The organism is Nitrospina gracilis Nb-211, from assembly GCF_021845525.1.
GTDB lineage: Bacteria > Nitrospinota > Nitrospinia > Nitrospinales > Nitrospinaceae > Nitrospina > Nitrospina gracilis_A.
On sequence record NZ_JAKJKD010000001.1, the window covers coordinates 2,311,874 to 2,336,493 of the forward strand.

General features: G+C 57.5%; 22 protein-coding genes and 1 tRNA gene. 5 read left to right on the plus strand and 18 right to left on the minus strand.

All coding sequences use genetic code 11. From position 1 onward, the window contains the following. Positions 1–3: 3 nt before the first annotated feature. The 8 genes from J2S31_RS10925 to J2S31_RS10960 form a co-directional block, all read right to left on the minus strand. The gene (locus J2S31_RS10925; protein WP_237099122.1) at positions 4–1,569 is read right to left on the minus strand and encodes a hydrogenase large subunit; all 1,566 of its coding nucleotides are present in this window, start codon (positions 1,567–1,569) and stop codon (positions 4–6) included. Continuing rightward, positions 1,566–3,029, minus strand: a complete 1,464-nt coding sequence (locus J2S31_RS10930; RefSeq protein ID WP_237099123.1) for a hydrogenase 4 subunit F — start codon at positions 3,027–3,029, stop codon at positions 1,566–1,568. The genes J2S31_RS10925 and J2S31_RS10930 overlap by 4 nt, the downstream gene beginning before the upstream one ends. Then, positions 3,026–3,685 carry a hypothetical protein gene (locus J2S31_RS10935; RefSeq protein ID WP_237099124.1) on the minus strand — a complete coding sequence of 220 codons (660 nt, stop codon included), beginning with the start codon at positions 3,683–3,685 and terminating at the stop codon, positions 3,026–3,028. Before J2S31_RS10935 ends, J2S31_RS10930 begins: the two co-directional genes overlap by 4 nt. Further along, entirely contained in the window at positions 3,682–4,629 is a 948-nt protein-coding gene (locus J2S31_RS10940; protein WP_237099125.1) for a respiratory chain complex I subunit 1 family protein, read from the minus strand. Before J2S31_RS10940 ends, J2S31_RS10935 begins: the two co-directional genes overlap by 4 nt. Beyond that, positions 4,626–6,644 (minus strand): hydrogenase 4 subunit B, encoded by a 2,019-nt coding sequence (gene hyfB / locus J2S31_RS10945; RefSeq protein ID WP_272908764.1) that lies wholly within the window; start codon positions 6,642–6,644, stop codon positions 4,626–4,628. Before hyfB ends, J2S31_RS10940 begins: the two co-directional genes overlap by 4 nt. A 90-nt stretch (positions 6,645–6,734) precedes the next feature. Then, positions 6,735–7,415, minus strand: a complete 681-nt coding sequence (locus J2S31_RS10950; RefSeq protein WP_237099127.1) for a PTS sugar transporter subunit IIA — start codon at positions 7,413–7,415, stop codon at positions 6,735–6,737. A 578-nt stretch (positions 7,416–7,993) separates the two neighbouring features. Next, positions 7,994–8,701, minus strand: a complete 708-nt coding sequence (locus J2S31_RS10955) for a hypothetical protein (RefSeq protein ID WP_237099128.1) — start codon at positions 8,699–8,701, stop codon at positions 7,994–7,996. Between the two features lie 62 nt (positions 8,702–8,763). Further along, positions 8,764–8,849: transfer RNA gene (locus J2S31_RS10960), tRNA-Leu, on the minus strand. 379 nt (positions 8,850–9,228) lie between these two features. Here J2S31_RS10960 and J2S31_RS10965 point away from each other — a divergent pair. Both J2S31_RS10965 and J2S31_RS10970 read left to right on the plus strand, forming a co-directional pair. After that, complete coding sequence (locus J2S31_RS10965) at positions 9,229–9,840, plus strand: NifU family protein (protein WP_237099129.1); 612 nt, start codon at positions 9,229–9,231, stop codon at positions 9,838–9,840. A gap of 164 nt (positions 9,841–10,004) precedes the next feature. Beyond that, positions 10,005–10,844: a hypothetical protein gene (locus J2S31_RS10970; protein ID WP_237099130.1), complete on the plus strand. Its 840-nt coding sequence runs from the start codon at positions 10,005–10,007 to the stop codon at positions 10,842–10,844. A 120-nt stretch (positions 10,845–10,964) separates the two neighbouring features. On the opposite strand, the gene J2S31_RS10975 is transcribed toward J2S31_RS10970, so the two are convergent. Further along, the gene (locus J2S31_RS10975) at positions 10,965–11,525 is read right to left on the minus strand and encodes a hypothetical protein (RefSeq protein WP_237099131.1); all 561 of its coding nucleotides are present in this window, start codon (positions 11,523–11,525) and stop codon (positions 10,965–10,967) included. A 251-nt stretch (positions 11,526–11,776) separates the two neighbouring features. Here J2S31_RS10975 and nuoB point away from each other — a divergent pair, with 251 nt between their 5' ends. Next, the gene (gene nuoB, locus J2S31_RS10980) at positions 11,777–12,310 is read left to right on the plus strand and encodes an NADH-quinone oxidoreductase subunit NuoB (RefSeq protein ID WP_272908767.1); all 534 of its coding nucleotides are present in this window, start codon (positions 11,777–11,779) and stop codon (positions 12,308–12,310) included. 59 nt (positions 12,311–12,369) lie between these two features. Here the strand turns inward: nuoB and J2S31_RS10985 are convergent, their stop codons facing one another. Genes J2S31_RS10985 through J2S31_RS10995 form a run of 3 tightly spaced genes read right to left on the minus strand, consistent with a single transcriptional unit; the run spans position 12,370 to position 16,074 of the window. After that, positions 12,370–13,650, minus strand: coding sequence for a hypothetical protein (locus J2S31_RS10985; RefSeq protein ID WP_237099132.1), 1,281 nt, complete (start codon positions 13,648–13,650; stop codon positions 12,370–12,372). A gap of 9 nt (positions 13,651–13,659) precedes the next feature. Next, complete coding sequence (locus J2S31_RS10990; protein ID WP_237099133.1) at positions 13,660–15,522, minus strand: ethylbenzene dehydrogenase-related protein; 1,863 nt, start codon at positions 15,520–15,522, stop codon at positions 13,660–13,662. A gap of 51 nt (positions 15,523–15,573) precedes the next feature. Next, positions 15,574–16,074 carry an Lcl C-terminal domain-containing protein gene (locus tag J2S31_RS10995; RefSeq protein WP_237099134.1) on the minus strand — a complete coding sequence of 167 codons (501 nt, stop codon included), beginning with the start codon at positions 16,072–16,074 and terminating at the stop codon, positions 15,574–15,576. Positions 16,075–16,186: 112 nt separating this feature from the next. On the opposite strand from J2S31_RS10995, the gene J2S31_RS11000 reads away from it, so the two are divergent. Continuing rightward, on the plus strand, positions 16,187–16,939 hold the full coding sequence (locus J2S31_RS11000; RefSeq protein ID WP_237099135.1) for an MBL fold metallo-hydrolase: 753 nt from the start codon (positions 16,187–16,189) through the stop codon (positions 16,937–16,939). Positions 16,940–17,221: 282 nt separating this feature from the next. Beyond that, the gene (locus J2S31_RS11005; protein ID WP_237099136.1) at positions 17,222–17,659 is read left to right on the plus strand and encodes a hypothetical protein; all 438 of its coding nucleotides are present in this window, start codon (positions 17,222–17,224) and stop codon (positions 17,657–17,659) included. 538 nt (positions 17,660–18,197) lie between these two features. Here the strand turns inward: J2S31_RS11005 and J2S31_RS11010 are convergent. From J2S31_RS11010 to hutI, 6 genes are all read right to left on the minus strand, one after another. Beyond that, positions 18,198–18,347: a hypothetical protein gene (locus J2S31_RS11010; RefSeq protein WP_237099137.1), complete on the minus strand. Its 150-nt coding sequence runs from the start codon at positions 18,345–18,347 to the stop codon at positions 18,198–18,200. 80 nt (positions 18,348–18,427) lie between these two features. Next, positions 18,428–19,894, minus strand: coding sequence for a thioredoxin-like domain-containing protein (locus tag J2S31_RS11015; protein ID WP_237099138.1), 1,467 nt, complete (start codon positions 19,892–19,894; stop codon positions 18,428–18,430). Beyond that, positions 19,887–20,156, minus strand: coding sequence for a NifU N-terminal domain-containing protein (locus J2S31_RS11020; RefSeq protein WP_237099139.1), 270 nt, complete (start codon positions 20,154–20,156; stop codon positions 19,887–19,889). The genes J2S31_RS11015 and J2S31_RS11020 overlap by 8 nt, the downstream gene beginning before the upstream one ends. A gap of 57 nt (positions 20,157–20,213) precedes the next feature. Beyond that, positions 20,214–21,407: an FIST signal transduction protein gene (locus tag J2S31_RS11025; RefSeq protein ID WP_237099140.1), complete on the minus strand. Its 1,194-nt coding sequence runs from the start codon at positions 21,405–21,407 to the stop codon at positions 20,214–20,216. A 47-nt stretch (positions 21,408–21,454) separates the two neighbouring features. Next, a complete protein-coding gene (hemG, locus tag J2S31_RS11030; RefSeq protein ID WP_237099141.1) occupies positions 21,455–22,906 on the minus strand; it encodes a protoporphyrinogen oxidase in 1,452 nt (483 codons plus the stop codon). A gap of 225 nt (positions 22,907–23,131) precedes the next feature. Continuing rightward, positions 23,132–24,364 carry an imidazolonepropionase gene (gene hutI, locus J2S31_RS11035; RefSeq protein ID WP_237099142.1) on the minus strand — a complete coding sequence of 411 codons (1,233 nt, stop codon included), beginning with the start codon at positions 24,362–24,364 and terminating at the stop codon, positions 23,132–23,134. Between the last annotated feature and the right edge of the window lie 256 nt (positions 24,365–24,620).

Genomic DNA, 24,620 nt, shown 5'->3' on the forward strand with positions numbered 1-24,620 from the left:
CTCTCAGAGATCGTTCCCGGAATAGGAACAGTTGAACGATTTGTTGTTGAGTGGAAAATCCGGTACAGGAACTTCGCGCACGGCCAGTTCCAGCCCGAGCCAGTTGACCACCGAAGGATCGCGCACGTAATAGCGGTCGATCACACCCTCTTCGCCGAACCGGAGCCAGACCGCAATCTCCCCGCGCCAGGATTCCACTGCGGCGAATCCCCAACATTCCGTCGTGGGCACAGGAACTTCTTTTTTCACGGGACCCACCGGCAGATTTTCAAGTAATTGCTGAATCAGCCGGGCGCTGGCCTGAATTTCCTGGAAGCGGATCCATAGACGCGCCGAAACGTCGCCGCCTCGACATACCTGCACCGCCGGTGGATGCTGGTCGTAAGGAGGATAGACCGCGTCCCGCCGCGCGTCGAGGTCCTGTTCCGCACTGCGTGCGGCATAACCCACAAGACCCAGGGCCCGTGCATCTTCTGCAGAGACGGTACCGGACCCGATTACGCGCTCCCGGATAGAAGGGTGGTCTTCGTAGATGGTGAACAATTCCTCCATTTCCCTTGCGATGCACCGGGTATGTTCCAACAACAAGGAAATTCCCTTTGCATCCAGATCCACCGTCATCCCTCCGGGGATCACTGTATCCATTAAGAGCCGATGCCCGAACAGGCGGTGGTGCAAACGGGCACAATCCTCACGCAGACGCTGACACTGCATGTGCATGAAGCTCCATGCGGCATCGTTACAGATGGCCCCGATGTCTCCCACGTGATTGGCGATGCGTTCGAGCTCGCACAAAACCGCGCGCAAATGGGCCGCCCGCCGGGGGACTTCCACCCCGACGGCCTGTTCCGCTGCCAGGCAAAACGCCCAACTGTGAGCCACCGTGGCATCTCCGGAGATCCGTCCTGCGAGGCGAATGCCGGATGCCACATCCCGCCCTTCCATCTGCTTCTCGATGCCTTTATGTACATATCCGAGGCGTTGTTCCAGGTTGAGGATTTGCTCGCCTACGGCGGAAAAACGGAAGTGTCCCGGCTCAATGATTCCCGCGTGCACAGGGCCGACGGGAATGGCGTAGGCTCCCTCCGCATCCATAGGGATGAAAGGAAACTCGCCCGCCCGATATTCCATTTTCGAATCTGCCGGGAAATTCTTGCGCAGGGGAAATGTCTCTTCCGGCCAGTGCTCATGCTTGATCCAGCCCCGCAGGTCTGAATGCCCCCTCGCATGGAGGCCGAACAGATCGTGGATCGTGCGTTCCATCCGGGACGCCGCCGGATAATGAGGAACCAGTGTGCGAAAGAAGTTGCTTCCATGATGCAATCGGGCCGCGACCAAGGCATAACCCTCCTCCCGGCGGGCGAAGGCGGCATGGACGGTGAAGCCGTCATTCTCCTGCGAGGCCCACTCCGCCACAAGCCGGCAGTCCACAGCACGGGCCTCGCGTGCCACATCAGCCCACTGATTGGGCTCCACCTCCAGAAGCGGCGGCACTCCCTTGCGCCGCTCCACAACCAGGCCGGCGCCCTGGAGCTGTTTCGCCAGAAGCTCACTCAGCTTGAAGTTCATGGCATCTCCCTGTGCAGCAGGTCCGCCGCGGTCTGAAACCAGTCGGACAAAAATTCCGGAATCGCCAGCCCGAGGAACAGGGCCAATCCCAAATGGACATAAACCGGTAACATGTTCACCCGCATCGAACGAACCCCCTTTGGCGCCGTGCCAAACACCATGGGCTGCAGGTGCCGAAACAATCCCGCAAACGCCACCACGAGGCTGGGAAGCAGGATCACCACGGTCCAGGGATGGGTCTGAAGGGCGGCGGTGACCAGGAGAAATTCACTGGTGAACACCCCGAACGGGGGAAAGCCGGCGATCGCCACCGTTCCAATGAGGAGCCCCACGCCGATCCCCGGTTGAAGGTTGATCAATCCCGATATCTTGCCCATGATCTGGGTCCGCATGACCTGCGCGGCATGACCCACCGTGAAAAAAATTCCAGACTTCACCAGGGAGTGAACCGTCATGTGCAGAAGCGCGGCAAAGATGGCCAGCGGCGTACCGATGCCGAACGAGAATGTCATGAGCCCCATGTGTTCGATCGAGGAATACGAGAACAGCCGTTTGATGTCGCGTTGCCGGTGGAGTGACAACGCCGCTATCAGTAAAGACAACAGTCCGAATCCCATCATCAGGTACCCGGCGAGGTTGCTCTGCGTGGCACCGTCGACCAGCGCCTTGCAGCGCACCAGCGCATACAGCGCCACGTTCAGTAACAATCCCGACAGCACGGCGGAAATGGGAGTCGGACCCTCTCCGTGCGCGTCCGGAAGCCAGGCGTGCATGGGGAAAAGACCGACCTTGGTGCCGTAGCCGACCATCATGAAGGCGAAGGCAATGGTGATCACGCCGGGCGTCAGTTCGCCCGCGTGGGGATACAGCACCGTCCAGCGCAACGCCGCGTTACTGTGCCCGATCACTTCCGACGATGCGGAAAATATCAGAATCGTGCCGAACAGGGCGAGCGCGATTCCCATGCCGCATAAGATGAAATATTTCCAGGCGGCGCTGATCGCCGCGGGTGTGCGGTACAGGGATACCAGGAGTACGGTGGCCAGGGTGGCCAGTTCCAGCGCGATCCACAACACGCCGAGGTTGTTCGTGGTCAATGCCAGCAGCATGCCAAACACAAACAGCTGGTACATCACATGGTACAGGCGAAGATGGCGGGGGGTCACGCGTCCGATCGATTCCTCGTGCAGCATGTAGGGTCCGGAAAACACGGCGGTGGTGGCGCCGACGAACGCAGTCAGCGCGACCAGGAAAATATTAAAGGCATCCAGGAAAAAGGAATCGCCGTGCAGGACCAGCGGCCCCCCCACCCAGACTTCCACGACCATGGCCGCCGACACCAGGAATGTCAGGACGCTGGCGGCGACGTTCACCCGCACCAGCACCCCGGTGCTGTTCAGGAACGCCATGGCCGCGCCGGCCAGTACGGGTATTCCCAAAAGGAAATCGATGAGGTTCATTGTTCCACTTCCATGTGTTTCAGATCGAGGGAATCGAACGTCTTCCGGATCTGGAAGAAGAACAGGCCGAAGATCAGCACCGCAATCAGGATGTCGAAGGCGATCCCGATTTCCACCACCAGCGGCATGCCATAGGTGGCGGAGGTGGCTGCGAAAAACAACGCGTTTTCCATGGACAGGTAGCCCACCACCTGCGTGATGGCCTTACGCCGGGTGATCATGATGAGCATCGCGATCAGCACACAGGCCAGGGCGATGGCGATGATGTTGCGGGTGAGTGGAAACGCCATTTCCTGAATGGGCAGGCTGACGTAGAACGCGAACAACACGAGGCCCGCCCCCATCAGCATAGTGATAAATATATTGACCATTGGCTCGACCTCGCGGTTGACACCCAGCCGCACGACGATGCGCCACAAAAACCAGGGCATCAGAATGCCTTTCAGCACCAAAGCCAGCACTGCCGAAATGTACAGGTCCGGAACACCCGCGGCGTAGGCCACCAGGGTGGTGGTCATCGCCAGCAGCACCCCCTGGACCGCGAACCAGCGCAGCATGGCCTGCATGTGCCTCTGGGCCAGCAGGGCGAACGAGGTCAAAAGAAACAGCGCCGCCGCCAGCGACACCAATTGTCGCAACAGTTCCTTGGAAATCACGCGGGTCCCTCCAGAATGTAATGAGTCAGCATGCCAAGAATCGCCAGCAGGAAAGCCAGCCCCAGGTATTCCGGCAGGCGGAAAATGCGCATCTTGGCCAGCAGGGTCTCAAGCAGGGCCAGCCCCGCGAGTAGCACGAGCAGTTTCAGAAGCCACGCGGCGAGCCCCGCCAGAAGGGCGCCGGTTGCCGGTTCCTGCGCGATGCCCCAGGGCACGAACAGGTTGAGCAGAATGGTGGCGAACAGGATCAGTTTCATCTGACTGGCCCATTCGATCAGCGCCAGGTAGCGGCCGGAATATTCCAGGATCATCGCTTCATGCACCATGGTGAGTTCGAGATGCGTCGCCGGATTGTCCACCGGGATGCGCCCGGTTTCGGCGATCGCCACCAACAGCAACGCTGTCAGGGCGAAGGCGAGTGACGGACGCAGACCCAGGTTTCCGTTCAACATGGCGTCGATCATTGAGGACAGGTTGGTGCTTTCCGCCGCCATGGAGGCCACAAACACACCCATCAGCATAGCGGGCTCGGCGAGAGCCGCGAACGTCATTTCGCGGCTGGCACCCATTCCCCCGAACGCGGTGCCGACGTCCATGGCTCCCAGAGCGGTAAAAAATCGCGCAAGAGCAAACAGGGCGACCAGCGTGATTACGTCCGCCGCGGCGGACAGAGGCGTCTGGGTCAGGATGACCGGCACGATGGCGCAGGCCAGGGCCGTTGACGCGAAAATGATGTAAGGCGCGAGACGGAAAATCCAGGAGGCGCCGTGAGGCATGATCGGCTCCTTGTTAAACCATTTCGCGAGGTCGCGGTAGGTCTGGAGCAGGCCGGGGCCGCGTCTGTTCTGCAAATACGCCTTCATCTTTTTGAGGATGGCGGCCGCCAGGGGTGACAACCCGATCAGAAAAAGCGCTTGGAGGAAATTGAAAACCCAGAGTTTCATATCAGGAGGCCCAGCAGAATCAGTAGCGTGATGAAAATCAGCGAAAGGTGACCGTGGATGTGCCGTTCCTGGAACCAGCCTACGCGGCGGGTGATCCATTCCACCATTTTACGGAAGGGCGTGTACAGGTAATCCCAGGCAAGGTCTCTGGTATGCACCGCATGACTCACCTCGCGGACGAGCGAATGGTGTCCGTGGTCCAGGCGCGTGATTTCCTCGTGCGGCCGGTAAACGAGGGACAGGATGCGGCGCAGGGCCTGGGAAAAACTGGTGGCGGTGTATTGCATGGTCGGGTCGAGGTGCGGATGACCGCAGCTCCACACCGGTGCCCTCCGGACGGCCTTCCCTCTCCGGTACAACAGGAACGCCGTCAGGCCTCCCAACAATGCCGCGCCTAGAACGATCAACGGGGAATAAGACGCACGTTCATGCGACAGCGGCGTCACCCACAGCCAGCCGCTGGCGCTCAGGGACTCACCCAGTTCGACATGCAGCAGGGCGGTGGACACCTGATCGATCAGAGGAATCACCCACATGGGCAGCACCCCGAGTAGCAGGCAAAACACGGCCGGCAGAGCCATGCCGGACAACATCCAGCCGTCCACCTCGTGCGCCGCGGCGGCGCTTTGGGTGCGCGGCGTTCCCTGAAACACAACGCCGAACACCTTGATGAAACACGTCGCCGTCAAGGCGCCGGCAAGCGCCAGCATCGCCGCCGAAAACGGGATCAGGGCGGCCAGCGGCGAGGTCTCCAGGGTGGGTGCCATCAGCGCGGTCTGAAAGGTCAACCATTCCGAGACGAATCCATTGAACGGCGGCAGTGCCGAAATGGAAATGCACCCCACGAGGAACAGCGCCGCCGTGACCGGCATGCGGTGGATGAGCCCGCCCAGATGCTCCACGTTGCGCTGGTGGGTGGCGTGCAGAATCGCACCCGCCCCCATGAACAGCAGTCCCTTGAAGAGTGCGTGATTGATCGTGTGGTACAACGCCGCCACCAGGCCGAGGGCTGCAAGCTCCGGATGCCCGAAGCGGACAAACGTCATAGCCAGTCCCAGACCGATGGTGATGATTCCGATGTTCTCAACGGAGTGGTAGGCGAGGAGCCGTTTCAGGTCGTGCTGTTGCAGAGCCAGCAGAACGCCCCCGACGGCAGAACTCGAACCTGCCGCCAGCACCAGCCCGCCCCACCACGCTTCAGAGTGGTCCAGTCCCACCAGGTCCCACACCACGCGCAGGAAACCAAAGATCGCGACCTTGATCATGACGCCACTCATGAGAGCCGACGCATTGGTGGGCGCGACGGGATGCGCTTCCGGCAACCAGACATGCAGGGGGATCAGGCCGGCTTTCATGCCGAACCCGAGGCTGGCAAACAAAAAAGCCAGAGAGGCCCAGACGGGAGACAACTCCACCTCCCGCATGACGCTGAACTCGAACGAATGTCCCGCAGCGTACAGGATGGAAAAGCAACTCAGGATAAACAGGCCGCCGAAATGCGCCATCAACAGGTATAGGAATCCCGCCCGGCGGTTCGCTTCCTTCTCGTGCTCGAAGACAACAAGGAAGTAGGAGGCGACGCTCATCACCTCCCAGAAAACCATGAAGGTAAAAGCATCGTCAGCCAGCACGACGCCATCCATGCCGACGACGAACACCGATACGGCGATGGCGAGAATGGGATAACCCCGCCGGCCCGCAAGGGAGCGGAGATAACCGACGGAATACACTGCCACCGAGATGAGCGACAGTCCGATCACTACGAGGAAAAATCCGGCCAGCGCATCCAGGCGCAGGTGCATTGGCAACCAAGGCAAACCCAGGGGGAGGATAATAGCACTCGGTGGGGACAACAGTCCTGTAATACCTGTTGCGGCTGTGATCAGGCCGGAGACGGCAAGCAGGAGGTTGCCTGCGAGGTTTCTCGTTTTTGCCATACGAGACGGCAAAAGTCCGGCTAACGATGCGGAAAGCGCCAACGTGGGCCCTGCCAGCAAAACTAACGCGCTACTCATTATTCAATGAACTTCATTTCCCAAACCAGTAACTGTTGTTGCACACCTCGTCAATGGGTTAGAAATCCGACTCTGGTTTGCCGCTCGGAACTAAGCCAACTGAAATTTATCTTCTACACGACTGAGTTCAGCCAAAATTGCCTCACGGTTCTTTTCCTGCAAGATCGCCGTGCGAAACTCCGGATCCTGCAAGGCATGGCTAATCCGGGAAAGAATATGGATGTGCCCGCGGACCGTTGAACTCAAAATACAAAACAATGCGTACACCGGCTTGCCGTCCAGAGCCCGGAAATCGACCGACTGATCCAGGAAACACAGCGTGATCAGGGGCTGGGGCAATTCATGGATCAGGGGAATACGCGGATGGGGCAAGGCAATGCCGTCTCCAATCCCGGTGGAGCCCAGTGTCTCCCGCACTAAAATAAGTTCGTAGACGAAATCCCGGTCTATCTCGGAAGGAAGCCGCAGGTTGCGGACCATGGAACGCAATACTTCATTGCGGTCCTTACCTTCCAGCCGGTAAACGATGCCCCCTGCTTCCAGAGATTGGGTGAGCGAGGGCAATGGACCGATCTCCTCTTCAGATTCAAGAAAAATTTCCGGCGCGATGGAGACCCGGTTGGCCATTGCCCAGGCCAGAATCTCCGAACGGGAAAACCGATACTGATCGCTGACCCGGTAATGGGGGATTTTTCCATCGCCGACCCAGCGGTAAATAGTTTTTTCCGAAACCCCCAACAACTTGGCTGTTTCGCGGATATTGAGTCGCATTTTTCTTACATTTTAAAATCTATGGACAGATTTGGACATCTTTGGACATGATATCCAAGGTTTCTTATCAGTGCAATATCAAAAATTGAAGATTTTAAAACTTGGATGACCAAGGTGACTGGCAGGGGAATTCCCCTGAGCGTTCCAAAGGTTTCCCGGGGAACCTGGTTGGTGCAAATCGAAACGGGGAGTTAAAAATGCTTATATTTTTAATGGTTCATACCATATGACCTGACTGGCTTCATGAGGAAGGGCGGGCGGTGCTTGCCGCGGGAGGGAGTGAAAGACTGGCTCGGCGGGGGGGGGGGCGTTGCTTGGCCTTCTTAGACTATGCCCCACTCCGGGATTGGCAGGGACTGTAAAAAATGGTGCGGGGGGGGGGCTCGACCCCGCAAACCTATCACCAGGGGATTTTAAGTCTAATTTTTTAAATTAAAGCGAATCCCTAAAGCCCTTACTAAAAAAGGGCCCCAAGCCATCACACCTACTGGCTCCGCCCTTTTAAAATCGCAACAAATTGCGCTATTTTTACAACAAAAACCAACGATCAGATTAAGTTTATTGCGTGACAATAATTCCTATGGCTTGGAAAAAAATGTCAAATGTACTTTATCCATCGATTTGGGGTCCGGAATACTTAATAACTCCAATTCAACTTCAGGGAAAAAGTTTTGATGAACTATCCTTATATAATCACTTATCAACTTACTGAAGTGTTTTGATACACCTAAAATATCTCTCAAAAGGGAACGAAGTCCGTTCACCTCACCGCTACTTAACTCTGAAGAATAGCCCTTCAAGATAACAAAATTAGCCGAAGAAAAAACTTCGCCAGCATGTTTCGGCAAATAAAGTTCAACGGGTTCAAAGTCTGTTTTATTAAGAAGTTTCCTAGCTTTCTTTAAATCATAATGAAAGGTGAACTGATCTCTTATCGTTCTCAGGTCGTTCTTATGATCAAAATAATTTTCGAGAAATTCTAAGCTTTCCTTTCCTTCTGGAGAAAGCTGATCCTTATATCTTTCTGGAAACCAGTTTTCAGAAAACCTTTTTTTTGGTTGCCCTCTCTTGGGCTTTTTATCGCCGTGCCTGACTTCATCTATTAACTTCCACCCCTCATACAGCTTGGAGGCCAGGACAAATATAAGATTTAAATTGATTTGCAACTTGGCTATTCTTTGAACCCTGTTCCTGGGAAACTTTCCAGAATATAAAACCAGTTTTTGGAAAACATTGATTTCAGTAATAAGGTTTAGCATTAACAAAAAGAATGCTTGCTCGGTCATGGGCCGGATTCTTGCAATTTCCTTTTTTGAAAATTTTAATTTATTAATATCCATATTTAAATTGGTGCCGGGGGCGGGATTCGAACCCGCAACCCTTTTCAGGGCATGGATTTTAAGTCCACTGTGTAAACCGTTCCACCACCCCGGCATTTTTTTGAAATGTGATTTTCGCAACTATCGATCCGTATCCACTCCTTACGGAACACAGGCAGGAGCGCGGCTCACAGACTCCGCTTCAACGGTGTGCCGGCATCCGGGGTCACCCCCCGGCGGCGATCAAATGTAGCAGTTTTTGGCCAAAAATCAAACAATCGGCCCACGGGCCGAATCGCACATCCCCACCTCGCATCTAAACGGAAACAGGAGGAGCCGGTCCCGCAACTCCCTTTCATCCGTTTCATCCGTGTTTTCCCGAATTTTAAAGGGTTTCAAACGACAGGTATGATAAGGTTGACGGGTACCCGGAACCGCCCGGCGCGTTCCTTTTAACCAAACTTCAATTCACTTTACATATAGATCGACCCGACATGGCACACACCAAAAAATTCAGCGTCATCGCCACCGAACCCACGCCAAATTCGGCGGCGTTCAAATTCGTGGTGAACAACGTCATCATCAAAGACGGCTCCCGTGCTTTCAACAACGCGGAGGAGGCGGAATCCGATCCCTTCGCCAAGGAGATCTTCGATTTCGGCGTGGTGGACTTCTTATATATTAAGGACCGCTTCGTCTCCATCACCCTCATCTCCCCGGATGAGTGGGAGGACATGTTCGACCCCTTCATCCAGACGATCGAGGAACACCTCGTGCCTTACGAGGACGGGGAGAAAGGCGGCGAGGCGGAGAAATCCATCCTCGACGACGTGGACCTGGAGAAGTTCATGGACTACGACGACGAAACAAAGCGCGAGATCATCGACGCATTCATGGACGAAGGCGTGCGGCCCGCACTGGCGCAGGACGGCGGCGGCATCATCGTGAAAGACGTCGAAGGCGACGTGGTCTTCATCCAATACCAGGGTGCGTGCGGCAGTTGCTCCAAGTCGCAGTCGAGCACGCTGTCGGCAATGCAGAACATTTTGCAGCGGAGCGTCCACCCGGACCTGCGCGTGGTCGTTCGCGGCTTCGACGACCTTTAATCGGGCAGGGCCTGGGATCAACAGGGGAGTGCCCTTTGGGCGAACGATGATCCTCCAGCCCATTTGGACCATGCCGGCCTTCACAGACGAACGGCCTTTGGATTGCCCCCGCCGACTCTCATTCGCAACAAACGCATGAGCCTGTTGGCTGCACACTCCGTATCATGAAAGATCCCAAACGCGTACTCGGCAAAATCCTTGGTAAGGACACCGACCTCACTCCGTTCGAAGCATCGGGCGAGCCGATCGAGCTCCTCATCGAAACCCTGCGCGAGGTGCAGAAGATGCGCCGCTTGCGCGGCTGGCTGAAGGAGCATGCCGGCATCGAAGTGGCGCTGTCGTCCGGCACGTTTGAAAAACTGCTCGACCTGCCGGAGATCAATTTCTACGAGACCACCGACCGCAACCTCGATGTCGAGCGCCATTCCCTGAAAGACACGCGTCAACCCGGCGACCCCGTCACCGTCGCCAACCTCAACACGTACCTCCGCGAGTTGTTCCGCGATCTGTCCGGCATCAACCAGTTGAAAACCACCGAACACCCTGCTCTGTTGCTGGGCTCCGCCATCTCCGGCGACCTCGTGGACCGCGTCAACGATTACATCCTGCGTCTGCGCAGACTGCACTGGCGGGGCGTGGGCTTTTTGTTCACCGGCATCCAGGCGCGCGGCATCGAGAAACAATTCGAAGCACTGTTCCCCGAAGCGCGCAAGGCGCATCCGTTACGGAATCACCTGAAGGACGTGCAGTGGGAACTGGGATTTTACCGGCGGTGCCTGGAGGTGAACATCCGCTGGGCGGCGACGGGCCTCGACCTGTTCGCGGTGATTCGCAACGATGAGTTGCACCAGTTGGTGGAAAACGTGGGCGAGTTGGGAAGCGGGTTGTGGAACGTGGTGTACAACGGCCTTCAGTTGAAGACGACTCTGCCGCTGGCGGGTATCCGTCTGGAAGACGGCATGACGCTGTTCGATCCGGAAAGCGTGCCTCTGCACGCGGCGTAGTGGCCTAAAGTCTGGTGTAACCAGAGGAGTCCTGCACCAATAAACCCCACCTCAACCCTCCCCTTACCAAGAGGCACTCATGGAGTGTCGGGCTGGGTGGGGTCGATCAAAAAACCTGTCCTAGAGATGGCCGCTGGTTTTGACCTGGAAGCCTTCCTCTTTGTCGAGGAGCAACTGCTTGATGGTGGTCTTCGGCTGAATCTCACGCAGGGCGTTCTTGCCCTCTTCCTTGATCTTATTCAGGCGCACATCCAGCCGCAGTAAATTGGTGAACAGCGGCAGGAATTTTGCCAGATACTTCGCACCTTCGTCTGTGATGTCATTGTCCGACAGCGTGAGGTTTTTCAGGCTCAGCAGGTTGTCGGAAGTGGCCAGGTACTTGATCCCTTCGTTGCCAATCTTGTTGTAGAACAGGTTGAGGGAAGTGAGATTTTTGAGATACGGCGACCGCGCGATGTACTTCATTCCCCTGGGGCCGATCAGGTTCGTGCCCATCTCCAGCGTGGTCAAGCCTTCCAGGAAATCCATGTTGGCCAGGTCCTTGGCGCCGAACTCCTTCAGGTAGACCGCCGTGATGTCCAGCGTCTTGCCGTCCTTGCTGAGCTCCGCCTTGACGATCTCCACCGATTCTTCGAAGCCCCGGTTCTGCCCCCGGGCTTCCTTGTTCAACGACATGTCCATGGGAAAATGACCTCCTTAGATTCCATCTATGGTTTCGAGGTGCGGCGGCCCAGAGCCGTGCACCCGTTGAGTCCACAATTTGAAGCAGATAGGGCCACAAAACGCTGAAATCGGGGGTGCCCCCGGCGCCACCTGAACGGCTTCAAAAATTCACTGAAAAGGGGCTGTTTTATTGGTGTTCCGGGCCATTGTCTGCTATATTGTGCCCAATATTCTAACCTGAATGCATCGATTTTAGGAGTCTTTTTGTAATGGCTAATTTAAGTCAGTCTGAACTTGAGTTCAGCCTCGGCAATAATGTCATCGTGACCCAGATGACCCAGGCCGTGAACTGGGCACGTAAATACTCTTTCTTCATATATCCTTTCATTACAGCGTGTTGCGGCATGGAGTTCATGTCTGTAGCCGGTCCGCGCTACGACCTGGACCGCTTCGGCGCCGCCTTCCCGCGCTTTTCGCCGCGCCAGGCGGACCTGCTGATGGTGGTCGGCACCATCAGTCACAAGCAGGCGCCCATTCTGGTCAAGGTGTACAACCAGATGACGGAGCCGAAATGGGTGGTCGCGTATGGCGTATGCACGGTGTCCGGCGGGTTCTACGACAACTACGCCACGGTGATGGGCATCGACACCCTCATCCCGGTGGACGTGTACATCCCCGGATGTCCGCCACGGCCGGAGATGGTGATCGACGCGCTGATCAAATTGCAGGATAAGGTTCAGCAGGAGACTTTGGCGGACCATGTGAAAGGTCCCGCCCTGGTCACGCCGACCGAACGCATGTAATTCAAGCTCCGGATGCGAATCCGGCGGCAGACGAATTCAATAAACTCCCGGTGACCCCGTCACCGGGAGTTTTTATTTTGCGGGACGCTCTTCATCCATTTCTGCCCCGCCTGCCGCTCCACCTCCGTCACTCCGGGCTGGGCAAGCAGGTCCTCGATGCCTTTCAGCTTCGCCTTCACGAAATTCTGAAAATCCGTTTGCGCCCGTTCCGGCACCGATAGATTCACCCCGCCGCCCTCACCCACGAACCGCTGTTTGAGGTAATGAAAATACAATACCGACCGGTCACGCGCGTCCCGAATGTTCATGCCGTGTTTCAGGTGCATTTGCGATTCCTTCTTGCGGTCGATGATGTAACCAAGCCGGGTGTTGTCGTCCTTTTCAAATTGCAGATCGAACAGGCCCATCGCCTGCTGAAACGTTTCGCCTTCCACCGCCGCCTGGGGTAACTCCAGCGTTGCGGCTGCGGCGATGTCCAAAATCAGCGAGCGGATGCCCGTGCGTTCGCTCCAGTACGCCGCCTCCAGCGGGTGCGCACGGTACAGGCGGCTCGTTTCCTTCAACACCGGCGTCATGCCTTTCACCCCGGCGCGCAGGCGTTCCAGTGCATCTTCATCGAACTCTCCGAGGAACCACTGCACCTCGCGCGGCACGTGCAGTTTGTCCTTGGTGCCGCGCTCAAAGTAGGCATTCAAAATACCGTCCAGTTCCGGCACGAAAAACGCGCGCATGACTTCCTCGAAGTACGGGTAGTTGAGGAGCAAAAACCGCGGATCGGCGCGCACGTTCAACCCGTATGCTTCCAGTTCGTTGACGTATCCGAGAAACGGTTGCGACAGGTGCAGGGCTTCGTGAACGTGTGTGGCCCGTCCGTACGCTTTTTCATCGATCAGAATCGACGCGGGGAAAATGCGGATGGTGTCGAACGTCGCGTGCGCGAGCTGACCTTCTTTGAGGAGGGTGTCTTCGTAGGGCTGAATGATGTACTGCTTGAGCGGAACCTCGCCCACCTCGGGCATCATTTCCCGCAGGCGGGCCAGAGCCCACTGCATGCGCGAGTGCGCCTTCTCCACCAGCTCGGCGGGCTGGTGACAGCGGCCGCATTCGTAATTTTCAAATCCGGGAATGAGGAAGGTGGTGGATGCGCCGGATTGGCCCAGAGGCAGTTGCATCTGGAACGATTTCAACGAATCCACGCGCCCGGCGGGATCCGGCTTGGGCAGGTGCGGGTCGATGAGAAAACTCAACTCGCCCACACCGACCGGTGGCTGGGCCAGGGCGAAAGCCGTCAGGCTCCATAACACCCCGCCTGCAATCCACGCCACAACCTTTCGCGGCACGGTGCGCAATCAGCCCCCTTGCTGGGTGGCGTTTTCCTTGAGGACGTTCAGCCTCTGCCACACACTGACCACCTTGCGTCCGTTGCGGTCTTCTTTTTTTCCGTCCCAAACCGCAAAGGCCACCAGGATGGGTTCTTCCTTATTGAGGTTGGCGTCCCACTTGCCGGAGGTTTCCATGTCACGCAGGAACACCACGTTCCATTCGCCGTCCTCCCAGACACCGTAACCCAGCACGCTCTGCTGGTCCTTGGGTTGTGGTGTGAGCGTGCCGAAGCCTTCCCCGTTCAACTCCTCCACCGTGTTTTGCTGGGTGGTGCCCAGCTTGACGACGGGATTGGTCATGGTGCCGCCGAAGATGAGCGCATCCATGTCCACGCCGCCGGTGGAGTACTCGGAATCCTCCGTCGCTTCCAGCGTTTCTTCCAGTCCGGCTTTCCAATGCCAGATGTTGACCGGCTTGCCGCGGTTGCCCATGCCAAAAAACGGTTCGTTGTGGCCGTGGGTGTGGAGCGTCACATCCCCCAGCGCCAACTGCACCGCCGAGCCATCACGGAACGCATCGCCCCGGTTCTCGACGAAACCATCCTTGGTGGAGTCCTTCCAACGCAGGCGGATGGCCAGTTGTTTGCCGTTGTTGACCGACTGGAAACGGATCACCTCCACCGCGTCGCGCCGTGCGGACAGGGGTCTCAGCACGATGTTCGTGGTTTTCGCCTGTTCCCAGACCGGGCTTTCCGGATCGGTGTCCAGTTCGTAAGGCACGTAAAAAGAATACACGTCGGTTTCGAACTCGCCCTTTTCAAACTCCTTGGCGAACTGCGAACGGATGAAGTGCACCAGCGCCCAGCGGTCTTCTTCCGGCAAGTGGGCGTAGGAGTTCATCGGCGTGCCGTCCAACCCGGTGGACAGCGTTCGAAAAAGATCCTCCGGCCGGCGGCCCGACTTGAGGTAATTGGGATTGGTGATGTCGTGCACGAACACCGCGTGCTTCCACGCGTCTTTCAGCGAACCCGCCAGCTTGCCGTCGCCCTTGAGCGACATGCCGTGGCAGTCGTCGCATTTGTGCTCGTCGAACAATTCCTTGCCACGCGCGATCATTTCGGGCGTCGATTCCGGCGGTTTGGGGATGTCGATCTTGGGCCCGGGCGGTTCCTTGCGGAAACGGTCGGAAAAACTCTTGATCATGTTGACCAGCGCCCAGGTGTCCTGCGGAGACAGCGCCGCTTCCCATGCGGGCATGGAAGTGTTGGGCACGCCCTTGATGATGGTGCGGTACAGGTCTTCATCGCGCGGCAGGGTGCCGGTGGGGGTCGAGCGGAATTTAAAGATGCCCTTGCGGAAATCGCGCGGCCAGGGATAGAGGTAATCCACCGCCTCACCACCGCCATTGCCATCCTTGCCGTGGCAGAACACGCACATGTGGAGGTAGATGTTGCGGCCGCGCGCCAGCAGGGCCTGGCTTTTCGACTGCGGTTGCTGGATGTTGGACAGATCGTGCTCGCCGCGGGTGAAGAACGAGTCCTGCTCGCCGCCGTGCATGTCATGCCCCATATCATGGCCGCCATGATCCATACCCATGTCGTGGCCGCCATGATCCATACCCATGTCGTGGCCGCCGTGATCCATCTTCATATCGCCTTTGGGGGCCGGTTCCATGTACTCCGATCCGGGCTTGGGTGTTTCCTGGCCCTCACCCTGGAACTGGATCATGCCTTCCGGCTTGTCTGGCAGGTTTTCCAGGTCGTGTTCGTGTTTCTGCTCTCCGTGTGAGAACACGCCTGCAGGGGTGATCGCAACGAGAAACAAGGCGGCGACAGCCAGTGCCGTCAACGCACTCCACAATCCCGTTCCACCCTTAATGAAAGTTTTCATTGCCTGTGGCCCCCTAGTTGATTGGGTCGGTCTCCCCCATTGCATTGCCGATCATGGTTTTTGTTCCCGGACCATCCGGACTCCCTGGTCCAAGTCTCCCAAGTCCTTGAGATTGAAGTAGTCCTCACTCTGTCCCAGTCCGAAATACCAGGCGTGATCCAGATTGCGTTCGTCACGGCTCCACAGATAATAACTGCCCCCGCCTTCAAACGCCTCGGGAAGGCCGATGGGTTCGCCGTCCTTGCTGGCCAAGGGGCGGCTCGAATCCCACAATGCGTTCAGTTCGTCCATGGTGGGCAGACGCCAGTCGCTGTATCCGGCAAATTTGTCAGCATTTTTCTGATTCACGTATTCCAGGGCGTCATACCAGTTCATGCCTTTTTTCAATTCGTGGTAGGAATCCGAGGCCTGCCACATCAGGCCGGTTTGCGTATCCAGCACCGTTCCATTTCCATTTTTCTGAAAGCGGTTGGAATCCGCGGCGGTGGCGACGGATACCATCATACCCATCCACAACATCAGCAGGAGCGAGAACGAGTAACCTGAACGCATGTATCCACCTAGAGTGAGTGTGAAATTCTTTTGAACGGCGACGTTCCTTTATTATACTTACCGGGATACGGCAAACCAAACCCTTTTTATTATAATGATTTCAGGGGCTTCCATGAAAGTCACCATCCTCGGCTCCGGTACCGCCGTGCCCGATCTGAAGCGCCACTCCGCGAGCGTCTTGCTGGAAAACGAGGGCAGGCGCTATCTCGTCGATTGCGGTTACGGCACGGTACACCAACTGCTTCGCCTCGGCATCACCTACCACGGCATCGACGGCATCTTCTTCACCCACCACCACCCCGACCACATGTGCGACCTCGTCTATTTTCTGTTCGGCAGTCAGTACCCCGGCGACCCGCGGACGAAGGATCTGCCGATCGTTGCGGCGCCCGGGTTCCGCGCCTACTTCGACAGCCTGATGAGCGCCTTCAACAACTGGCTGGTGCCGAAAACATACCAGGTCAACATTCTGGAACAGGATGAGGAGACCCGGGTTTACGATGGTCTGCGCGTCACCACCGCCCGGGTCCAGCACATTGAGATAAGCCGGGGGTTTCGCTTTGAAAATGCCGAGGGCAAAAGCGTCGCCGTCTCCGGCGACACCGAATACCATCCCAACCTGGCGGCGCTGGGACGCGAGGCCGATTTGATGATCATCGAATGCTCGACCCCCGACGACTTGAAAATAGAAAAGCATTCGACACCTTCCATTTGCGGGCGCATGGCGCGGGAAGCCAACTGCCGCACCCTGTGCCTCACCCACTTCTACCCGCCCTGCGACGACGCCACGGTGCTGGAACAGTGCCGGAAGGAGTTCGACGGCGAAATCGTGCTGGCCCGGGACCTCACTGCCTTTGACCTGTGAGCCGTAACAAGACTGTGACAATTTATGTCGCTCCAGCCCGGAAGCCGTAATTTTGTGACGAAAATTGTCCCCACAGCCTATCCCTCTGCATGGATGAATTCCGCCCACCCCTTCCAGATTGCCTTTTCCCATCTTCGATATCGGATTTAAGCAAGGCAACTTCAACGCTTTTCTTAGTTCAAAAAACGATCGAATTAAAAAATATCGACTTTCTTAAGTTTTGGAACGGGGATTGCTCTATAGCGGCAGAACATGAATCGGTCATTCAGAAAGGATTGGAACATGAAACACCGCCGCTCCATTTTGACTCTCCTGCTCAGCTTGCTCAGCGTCGCCGTTTCCGTGGAAGACGCGCTGGCTCTATGTGTGCATACCAATGCCGGTGGAATGAGTGAAGGTGTGGAACCTTTTAAAGGGATCCTTCTCATCACCATGGTGTTCATGACGGGCGTGATTTATTACAAAAAATTCATCGAACCCGGGACACGGGAAAAACTGTTGGTCCCCGCCGTTGTACCGGAGTTGCACGAAAGGGCGCTGAACACCGGCGAGATTTTCAGCAACCCATTCCTCCATGCTGAAACTCAGGCAAACTCCCTGATTCCTACGATGGAACAGGAATGGTGTGAATGGGAACCGCACCACACCACACTTCGGCAAATGAAAATTGGACAGAACTTCGCTTCCTGGGTTCAACTGAGCCGGGTCAACGAAAACTGAATCCTCTTTGCATTCCCATCATTTCATTCTCTAACCAGCCATCTGGAACCGGCGGGTTCGGGCATTCGCCGGACCTCTGGATGGCTGGCCTTTTTAACACTTCAGGTCCACTGCCTATCCGCCTCCCGTCTTTTTCGGATGCGCCATTTTTTGACCGTGAGACTGACCAATTTTGTCGTTTTTCCTCCGTTTCGAGACAAAAATTGGAGAATTTTGAAATGATTCTCAACTTCGAAAAATGTTTTTAGAATCGATTCGATACCTTATTGCGGGATAGCGCAAATAAAATCAAATCCTTATAAAATCATTACAGAAGTAAGGAAAAATGGTGGGCAGGCGGGCGTTATTTTGGAATGTAAATTGCTTTTATACAGGTAAAAAAGTGGCACCGTTTCACGGTGAGCATTTTCGCACTGCCACCTGGCAGTGTTTATGGCAAGACTCCTCCAAGTAACTTGCCTGAAATGGGAAGGGCCGGCTCCATGCGGGGGTGCCGGCCCTTTTCCTTCGCATCCAGTATTTCAGAAACCGATGCGCTTCACTCCGTTTTGTTTTCGCCTTTGAGCAGGGCGAAGAACCAGCTGAGCAGTTTGAACACGGCGATGCCGCCCAGGAGGCCGGCGACCAACTGCAACAGGGGCGGCAGTTGCGCGAGAAAATTGTCAAACCAGGTAAAGAGATCGGACATGGAATAGTTAAGCGAAGGTTATAAATTGGAGGCCATCATAACACAGTTCACCGCATTGCCGGGCCGGGCAACCGCCGCGTTCAGCCAATAAAAATTTCGGTTTTCTCGGTGTCGAGGTCGATCTTCAGAATGCGGTGATTGTTGGTGTCGGAGACATACAGGGTTTTGTCGAGACACAGCACCCCTGCCGGCTCCCACAACCGCGTGCACCGCTTGTCGTCGCACACGATGTCCACTGACGCCTCCACCGTGTGCACCTCGTGCGTGGCGAGGTCCAGCACACGGATCTTGTGATTGTACGAATCGGCGATGAACACCGCGCCCTCGACGTAATGCACCCCCAGCGGATGCTGAAGCACGGCTTCCCTGCCGACGCCGTCGCGGTCGCCGAAGTCGAACAACCCCGTGCCGACATACGTCTCCACCTTGCCCTGCCCGCCCAGTTCGATGGAACGGATGGCGCTGGTCTCGCTGTCGGCAAGAAACAGTTTGCCGTCGCCCACGGTCAACCCGCTCGGCTGGGCGAACGGCGCCTGCAGGCGCGGCCCGTCCTGGAGCGCCTCCGCACCTGTTCCCGCAAACTGCTCGACGGTGTCGTCGGCGATGTTGTAGCGCCCGATCTGGTGTGTGCCGGCGTTGGCGAAATACAGCGCCCCGTCGTGCAGGGACACGTCCCACGGCGAACTGAGCGCCGTCTGTTTCGCCGCCTGCACGCCGCGCAGGAATCCGCCCTGGTCACCGGTTCCGGCAACCGTCGTCACCTGCTTTGCTTGCAAATCGATCTTGCGGAGGAGATGATTTTCCGTGTCCGCCACCCAGATGACGCCGTCCTGAAAGCACAACCCCTGCGGCCGGTAAAATGAAGCCTCTTCGAGTCCACCATCGGTCTTGCCCACCGACCCGCTACCGATGCGATGCCGGATCGTTCCATCCATATCCGCCACCACCACCTGGTTGTGGTTGGCATCGGCTACGGCAAACTGCCGGTCGCTTTCGCTGTAGGCGATCTTTCCGGGAAAGCTGAGCTCGCTTTTCGTTTCCGGTTTGAGCGGTTGGATCAACTCTGCCGCGTTGCCCTGCAGAAACCCCTTTTCGCGCAGTTCCTTCACCAGACTGTGAAGGGTTTCTTCCAGCAGGTCCGCGTTCGGCTCGCCGGGCAGTTGTCCCAGGATGTACCCGTCCGGCCCGATGAACACAAGCGTCGGCCACGCACGGATGGCATAACGGTTCCAGATTTTGAAATCGCGGTCGTGCACGATCGGGTGCACGATCTCGTACCGCCGGATGGCGCGCTCGACGTTGCCGGTCACCTTCTCGCCGGGAAACTTCGGGCTGTGCACACCGATCACCACCACGTGCTCGGCGAACTTTTCCTCGATGCGCTTGAGCGTCGGGATGACGTGGATGCAGTTGATGCAACAGAACGTCCAGAAATCGAGGATGACGATCTTGCCCTTCAGGTCCGGCAGGTCCAGCGGCCGGACCGCGTTGAACCACGGCAAATCTCCCGCCTCCAGGGGCGGCGCATGGATCAGTCGCTCATCCATAAGCTTTCTGGATGGCGGCTTCGGCGGCGGGCTGAATGACGTCCCAACCGACATCGGGACGCTTGGTGACGGTGATGAAGTCCGCCATCAGAAACACGCTGACCACGCCTTCGATGCCGAACAGGTCCGCGGCCACCGGCGACTCCGCCGCCGCGTCGGCGTTGGGATAGGTCTTGTGCCCGCTGTCGATCGCGGGTTTGTCGAGTGTGAACTTCAACGCGTTTTCATTGGGCGTCGTGGATACCTGGATGTTGACAGGCATGATGCTTCTCCTCCTCAATTTATATGTATTATCTGATTCATTGTTGTGGATTGGATGTCACACGGAGCCGGGCGCCGGACGGAAAATACCGAACGAGCTGGTGTAGCCGTGCAGAAACGTGTTCTGCCCGACCGGCCCGATCTCGCCGTTGCAGAAAAATCCTCCAAGCGGGATCGCACCCAGCTTGTCCTTGAACACGTTGCAGTCGTGGTTGGCTTCGCCGTATAAATACTGTCCGCGTCCGAGACAGGAAAACAACAGAGCGCCGCAGGCATCGTCGCCCCTCCCCTGCTTTGAATACCGACTCAGCATGACATTCAGGTCTTCGGCCGACATCACCTTGTCGCGCAGGTGAAACTGCACCAGTTGCCCCTCGCGCAACGGCGCACCGATGGACAGCGCGCCGGTTTCGCGCTCGACGCCGATCAGATTGCGGATTAGAAAGTCGCCCTGCCCCGGATCGTCCTTCAGCGGGTCCATCTCGATACCGAGGAACAGCGACGTCTGCATCAGCTTACGGTCGTTTTCGCTCAACGTCTCCACCATCTCCTCCAGCACCTGGAGCGGCGGTTTGTTATCGACTTCCTGTAGCAGGTAGTCACTGCACTTGGTGATGCTCATCGGCTGGCCGATCGGCCGGCACCCCTGCGCAACGATGGTGTCGAGCTGGATGTTGCCGCTCAGCGCCACGCCAACGAGGCCGTTGTTGAATATACGGTCGCCGATATACAGAACATTGCCGCCCTGAAAATGCGAACCGCTGGCGAGCCCCCCGACCTTCGCCGAGTTGGGGTAGGCAAAATCCATGCCGGCCAGGAACTCTTCGCCATGAAACGAAAACGGATCGGCGAGCAGGATGAACTGCGGGTTGGATTCGACGGGAACGCCCAGCCATTCGCGCCACACGCTGGGCGCGGTGTCGGGATCGGGCAGAGCCATGGTGTCGGTTTGTATTTCCTGAATCTTCACACCCGACAGGTGGGCGCAGGTCAGGCTGAACGCGTGCCTCTGCTCCACCTCCTGGCCGCCGCCGATGATGCCGCCGCCCGTGCAACCCAGCAGGGTGCCGATCGACAACTGCTCGCGCAACAGCTTCGGGATCTGCGGAAGCTTGTCTTTAAAATGCGGCGAGACAAACATCACCGTCAGATGGATTTCGTTATCGCCCATCTGCTCGCGGACCGCATTCACGGTCTCCTGGATGCACTGCTCGATGGTCTCGCCCGTCGATATGCTAGAGGCCCATTTCATTCGGAACTCTCCTGAATTCTATTTAAGATGGCCCGCCGCCAAAAACGTCATCCGGCGGAGGCTTCGGCCTCTGTTCCACGCAGGGCGCGGAGCGCTGACTCCACCGTGCGGGTGCCGTTCAACACGCAGTCGGGGATACCGACGCCGTGGTAGGCACTGCCCGCAACGTACAGGCCGGGAAACGGTTTCAGTTCGTTGTACACAGACTCGATCAGTTGACCGTGACCGACCTGGTACTGCACGTTGCCCTTTTTGTACTGGAACACTTTGTAAAACTCGGGTTCGTTTTTAAAACCCATGATGTCCTGCAACTCCTCCAGCACGGTTTTGTAAATGTCTTCTTCCGACTGTTCGGCGTACTGTTCGTTCAACGCGCCACCAACGTAGGAGCGGAGCAGAACGTAATCCTCCGGAGCGCGGCCGTAAAATTTCGACGTCACCCACGTGCAGGCGCTGATCTTGCGTCCCTCGCTGTACGGCACCACAAAACCGAAGCCGTTGAGCGGATGCTTGAACGTCTCTTTCTTGAACGCCAGCGTCACCGCCGCCGTCGAGACGAACGGAATGCGGTTCAACAACTCCGCCGCGCGCGGCGCCACCGGCTCGAACAGCTTCGCCGTCACGTTCGCGGGCGTCGTCACCAGCACCGCGTCGGCCTCCAGCCGTTCCCCCGTGGCCAGTTCCACCTGCCAGCCCTCGTCTTTCCGCAACAGCGCCTTCACCCGCGCCTCTTTGCGGAAGGTGATGTCCGGCGACTCCTCGATAATGCGCTCGATCATCGACCCCAGTCCGTTCTTCAGACTCACGAAAAAGGTGAACGGCGTGTAGCCTTTTTTCGGCTGGGGAGCGGGCGCGGCTTTCATGCGCTGGCGTTTCGCCGCCAGCATGCCGAGGATCAGCGACCGGTATTTCTTCTCCGTCTGCGCGAACATGGGAAACGTGCTGTGCAGGCTCATCGTTTCCGGATCGCTGGAATAGATGCCGCACATGAGCGGTTGCGCCATCCTCTGCAGAGCCTCTTCACCGAGACGGCGGCGCACGAACGCCGCCAGGCTCTCGTCGCGGTTGCTGAATTTTTTCGGGATGAACAAATCCATCGCCATGCGCACCTTGCCGGGGATGCTGAACAGGGAAGAGAGCGCGAACGGCAAAAACTTGGTCGGCACCATGAGCGTCAGCCCGTCGGGCAGGGTGACCATCTTTTTGTTCAGATAGACGTAGGTCTTGGGGGTTTCCGGCCGCGTGCTCATCAGCTCGTCTTCGAGGCCGATCTTTTTGCACAGCTCCAGCGCCCACGGTTTCTGCGTGATGAAGCTGTCCGGCCCGCGCTCCAGAATGAACCCGTTTTCACGGATCGTGCAGATCTTGCCGCCCAAGCGGTCGGAGCCCTCCAGCACGGTGCAGTCGATATCGCCCTGCCCGTTGTTGAACTCTTCCTGAATGCGGTACGCCGCCGCCAGCCCGGCGATGCCGCCCCCGATGATGACCAGTTTTTTCATGGCGCTAATTATGACAGGTTTCCCACGGCGAGGCAATCAGGCGAAATACCATGATTTTTCGTGAGGAACGAAGCCTTCACAAAGTAACAGATTAGGGTATGAGAAGAATGGGTCCTCCCTTGTAAAGAGGGGAGTGTCGTTACCATTTAAGAAATGTTCGTGTGTCATTCTGACTGAGAAAACGCAGGCGGTGAAGAATCTATATTGGCTCCCGGCTCAGCCGGGTTAAAACCCCGCGGGTTCCTTGCCGCCGGTGACGCGTTTGCCGGCGAGGTAGGTTTGATCGACGAAGTTCTCGCCGAAGTAATAGACGAGGTCGCGGTAGTCGCCGGTCTTGAGGATGTTGAAATCGGCGCGTTGGCCGGGCAGGAGTCCGCCGTACAGTCGATGATGGCCCAGGGCCTTCGCCGCGCCGTAGGTCGCCGCCGCCAGGGCCTGCCCCGGCGTGATGCGGTACAGGTTCGCCGCGAGGTAAATCACCGTCTGCATGTTATAGGTGGGACAACTGCCGGGGTTGCAGTCGGTGGCCAGCGCCAGCGTTACTTTGGCATCCAGCATGCTGTGCACCAGCGGTTGCTTGGTGCCGCCCAGAAACAGCGTGACGCCGGGCATCAGCACCGCCACGGTGCCCGCGGCGTGCATGGCCTGGATGTCCTTTGGCGTGGCATACTCCAGATGATCGCACGACAGCGCCCCCAGCCGGGCCGCCTCGTAAGACCCACCCTGGTGCGACAACTCCTCCACGTGCGCGCGCAGGTCGAATCCCAGCAGTTTTGCCTGCAGGAAAATGAGGCGCAGGTCGGCGACGGTGAACACGTTCTTCTCGCAGAAGATGTCGACGCCGTCGGCGAGGCCGCGGAACCTGGGCAGGTTCTCCAGCACGAACTCAACGTACGGCTTGCGTTTCACCTCAGGCGGGATGGCGTGCGCGCCAAGGTAAGTGAGCGTCACCGGCGCTTTCAATGCCTTGCGCAGGCGTTGGCCGACTCTCAGCATCTTCGTTTCCGTGTCGAGGTCGAGACCATAGCCGGATTTGATCTCGAACGCCGTGGTGCCCAAAGCCATCATGCGTTTCATACGGGCCCGGGCCTGATCGAACAGCGTCGCCTCGGACGCCTGCCGGGTGGCGCGCACGGTGTCGTGGATGCCGCCGCCCTTGCCCAGAATTTCGAGATACGAAACGCCGCTCATGCGGTCCACCATCTCGTCCTTGCGCTCGCCGCCATACACCAGATGCGTGTGGCAATCGACGAACCCCGGCACCACCGCACAGCCGTTCACATCGATTACCTTTTCGTACTTCGCCGACGCCTTGACCTCCGAGTCTTTCAGGACTCTATCAATCCGCCCACCCTTCACCACCAGCGCGCAGTTCTTGCGCACACGCACGCCGGGCTGGGACGTGGCGTCGGCCTGGATCAACTGCCCGATGTTGCGAAAGCACAGCGTTTCGGTCATGGCCCCTCGTCTGACAATAAGACCTTTGCATCCAAAGCGTCCCCTCCTTTCCAAGGAGGGGATTGAGGGGAGGTAATGGTGGTCGCAACCCGTGTGTTCACGAGTTGCGCTCCAAAACCCCACCCCGGCCCTCCCCTTGGTACAGGGGAGGGAGCGAGTACGACTTGCAACAAACCGGTTAATACCCTTAAAAGCGAACGATGGCCTTCCATCTCATTCCAAAAACAATCCATTTTCCCCGAGTTCCGTTCGGCCC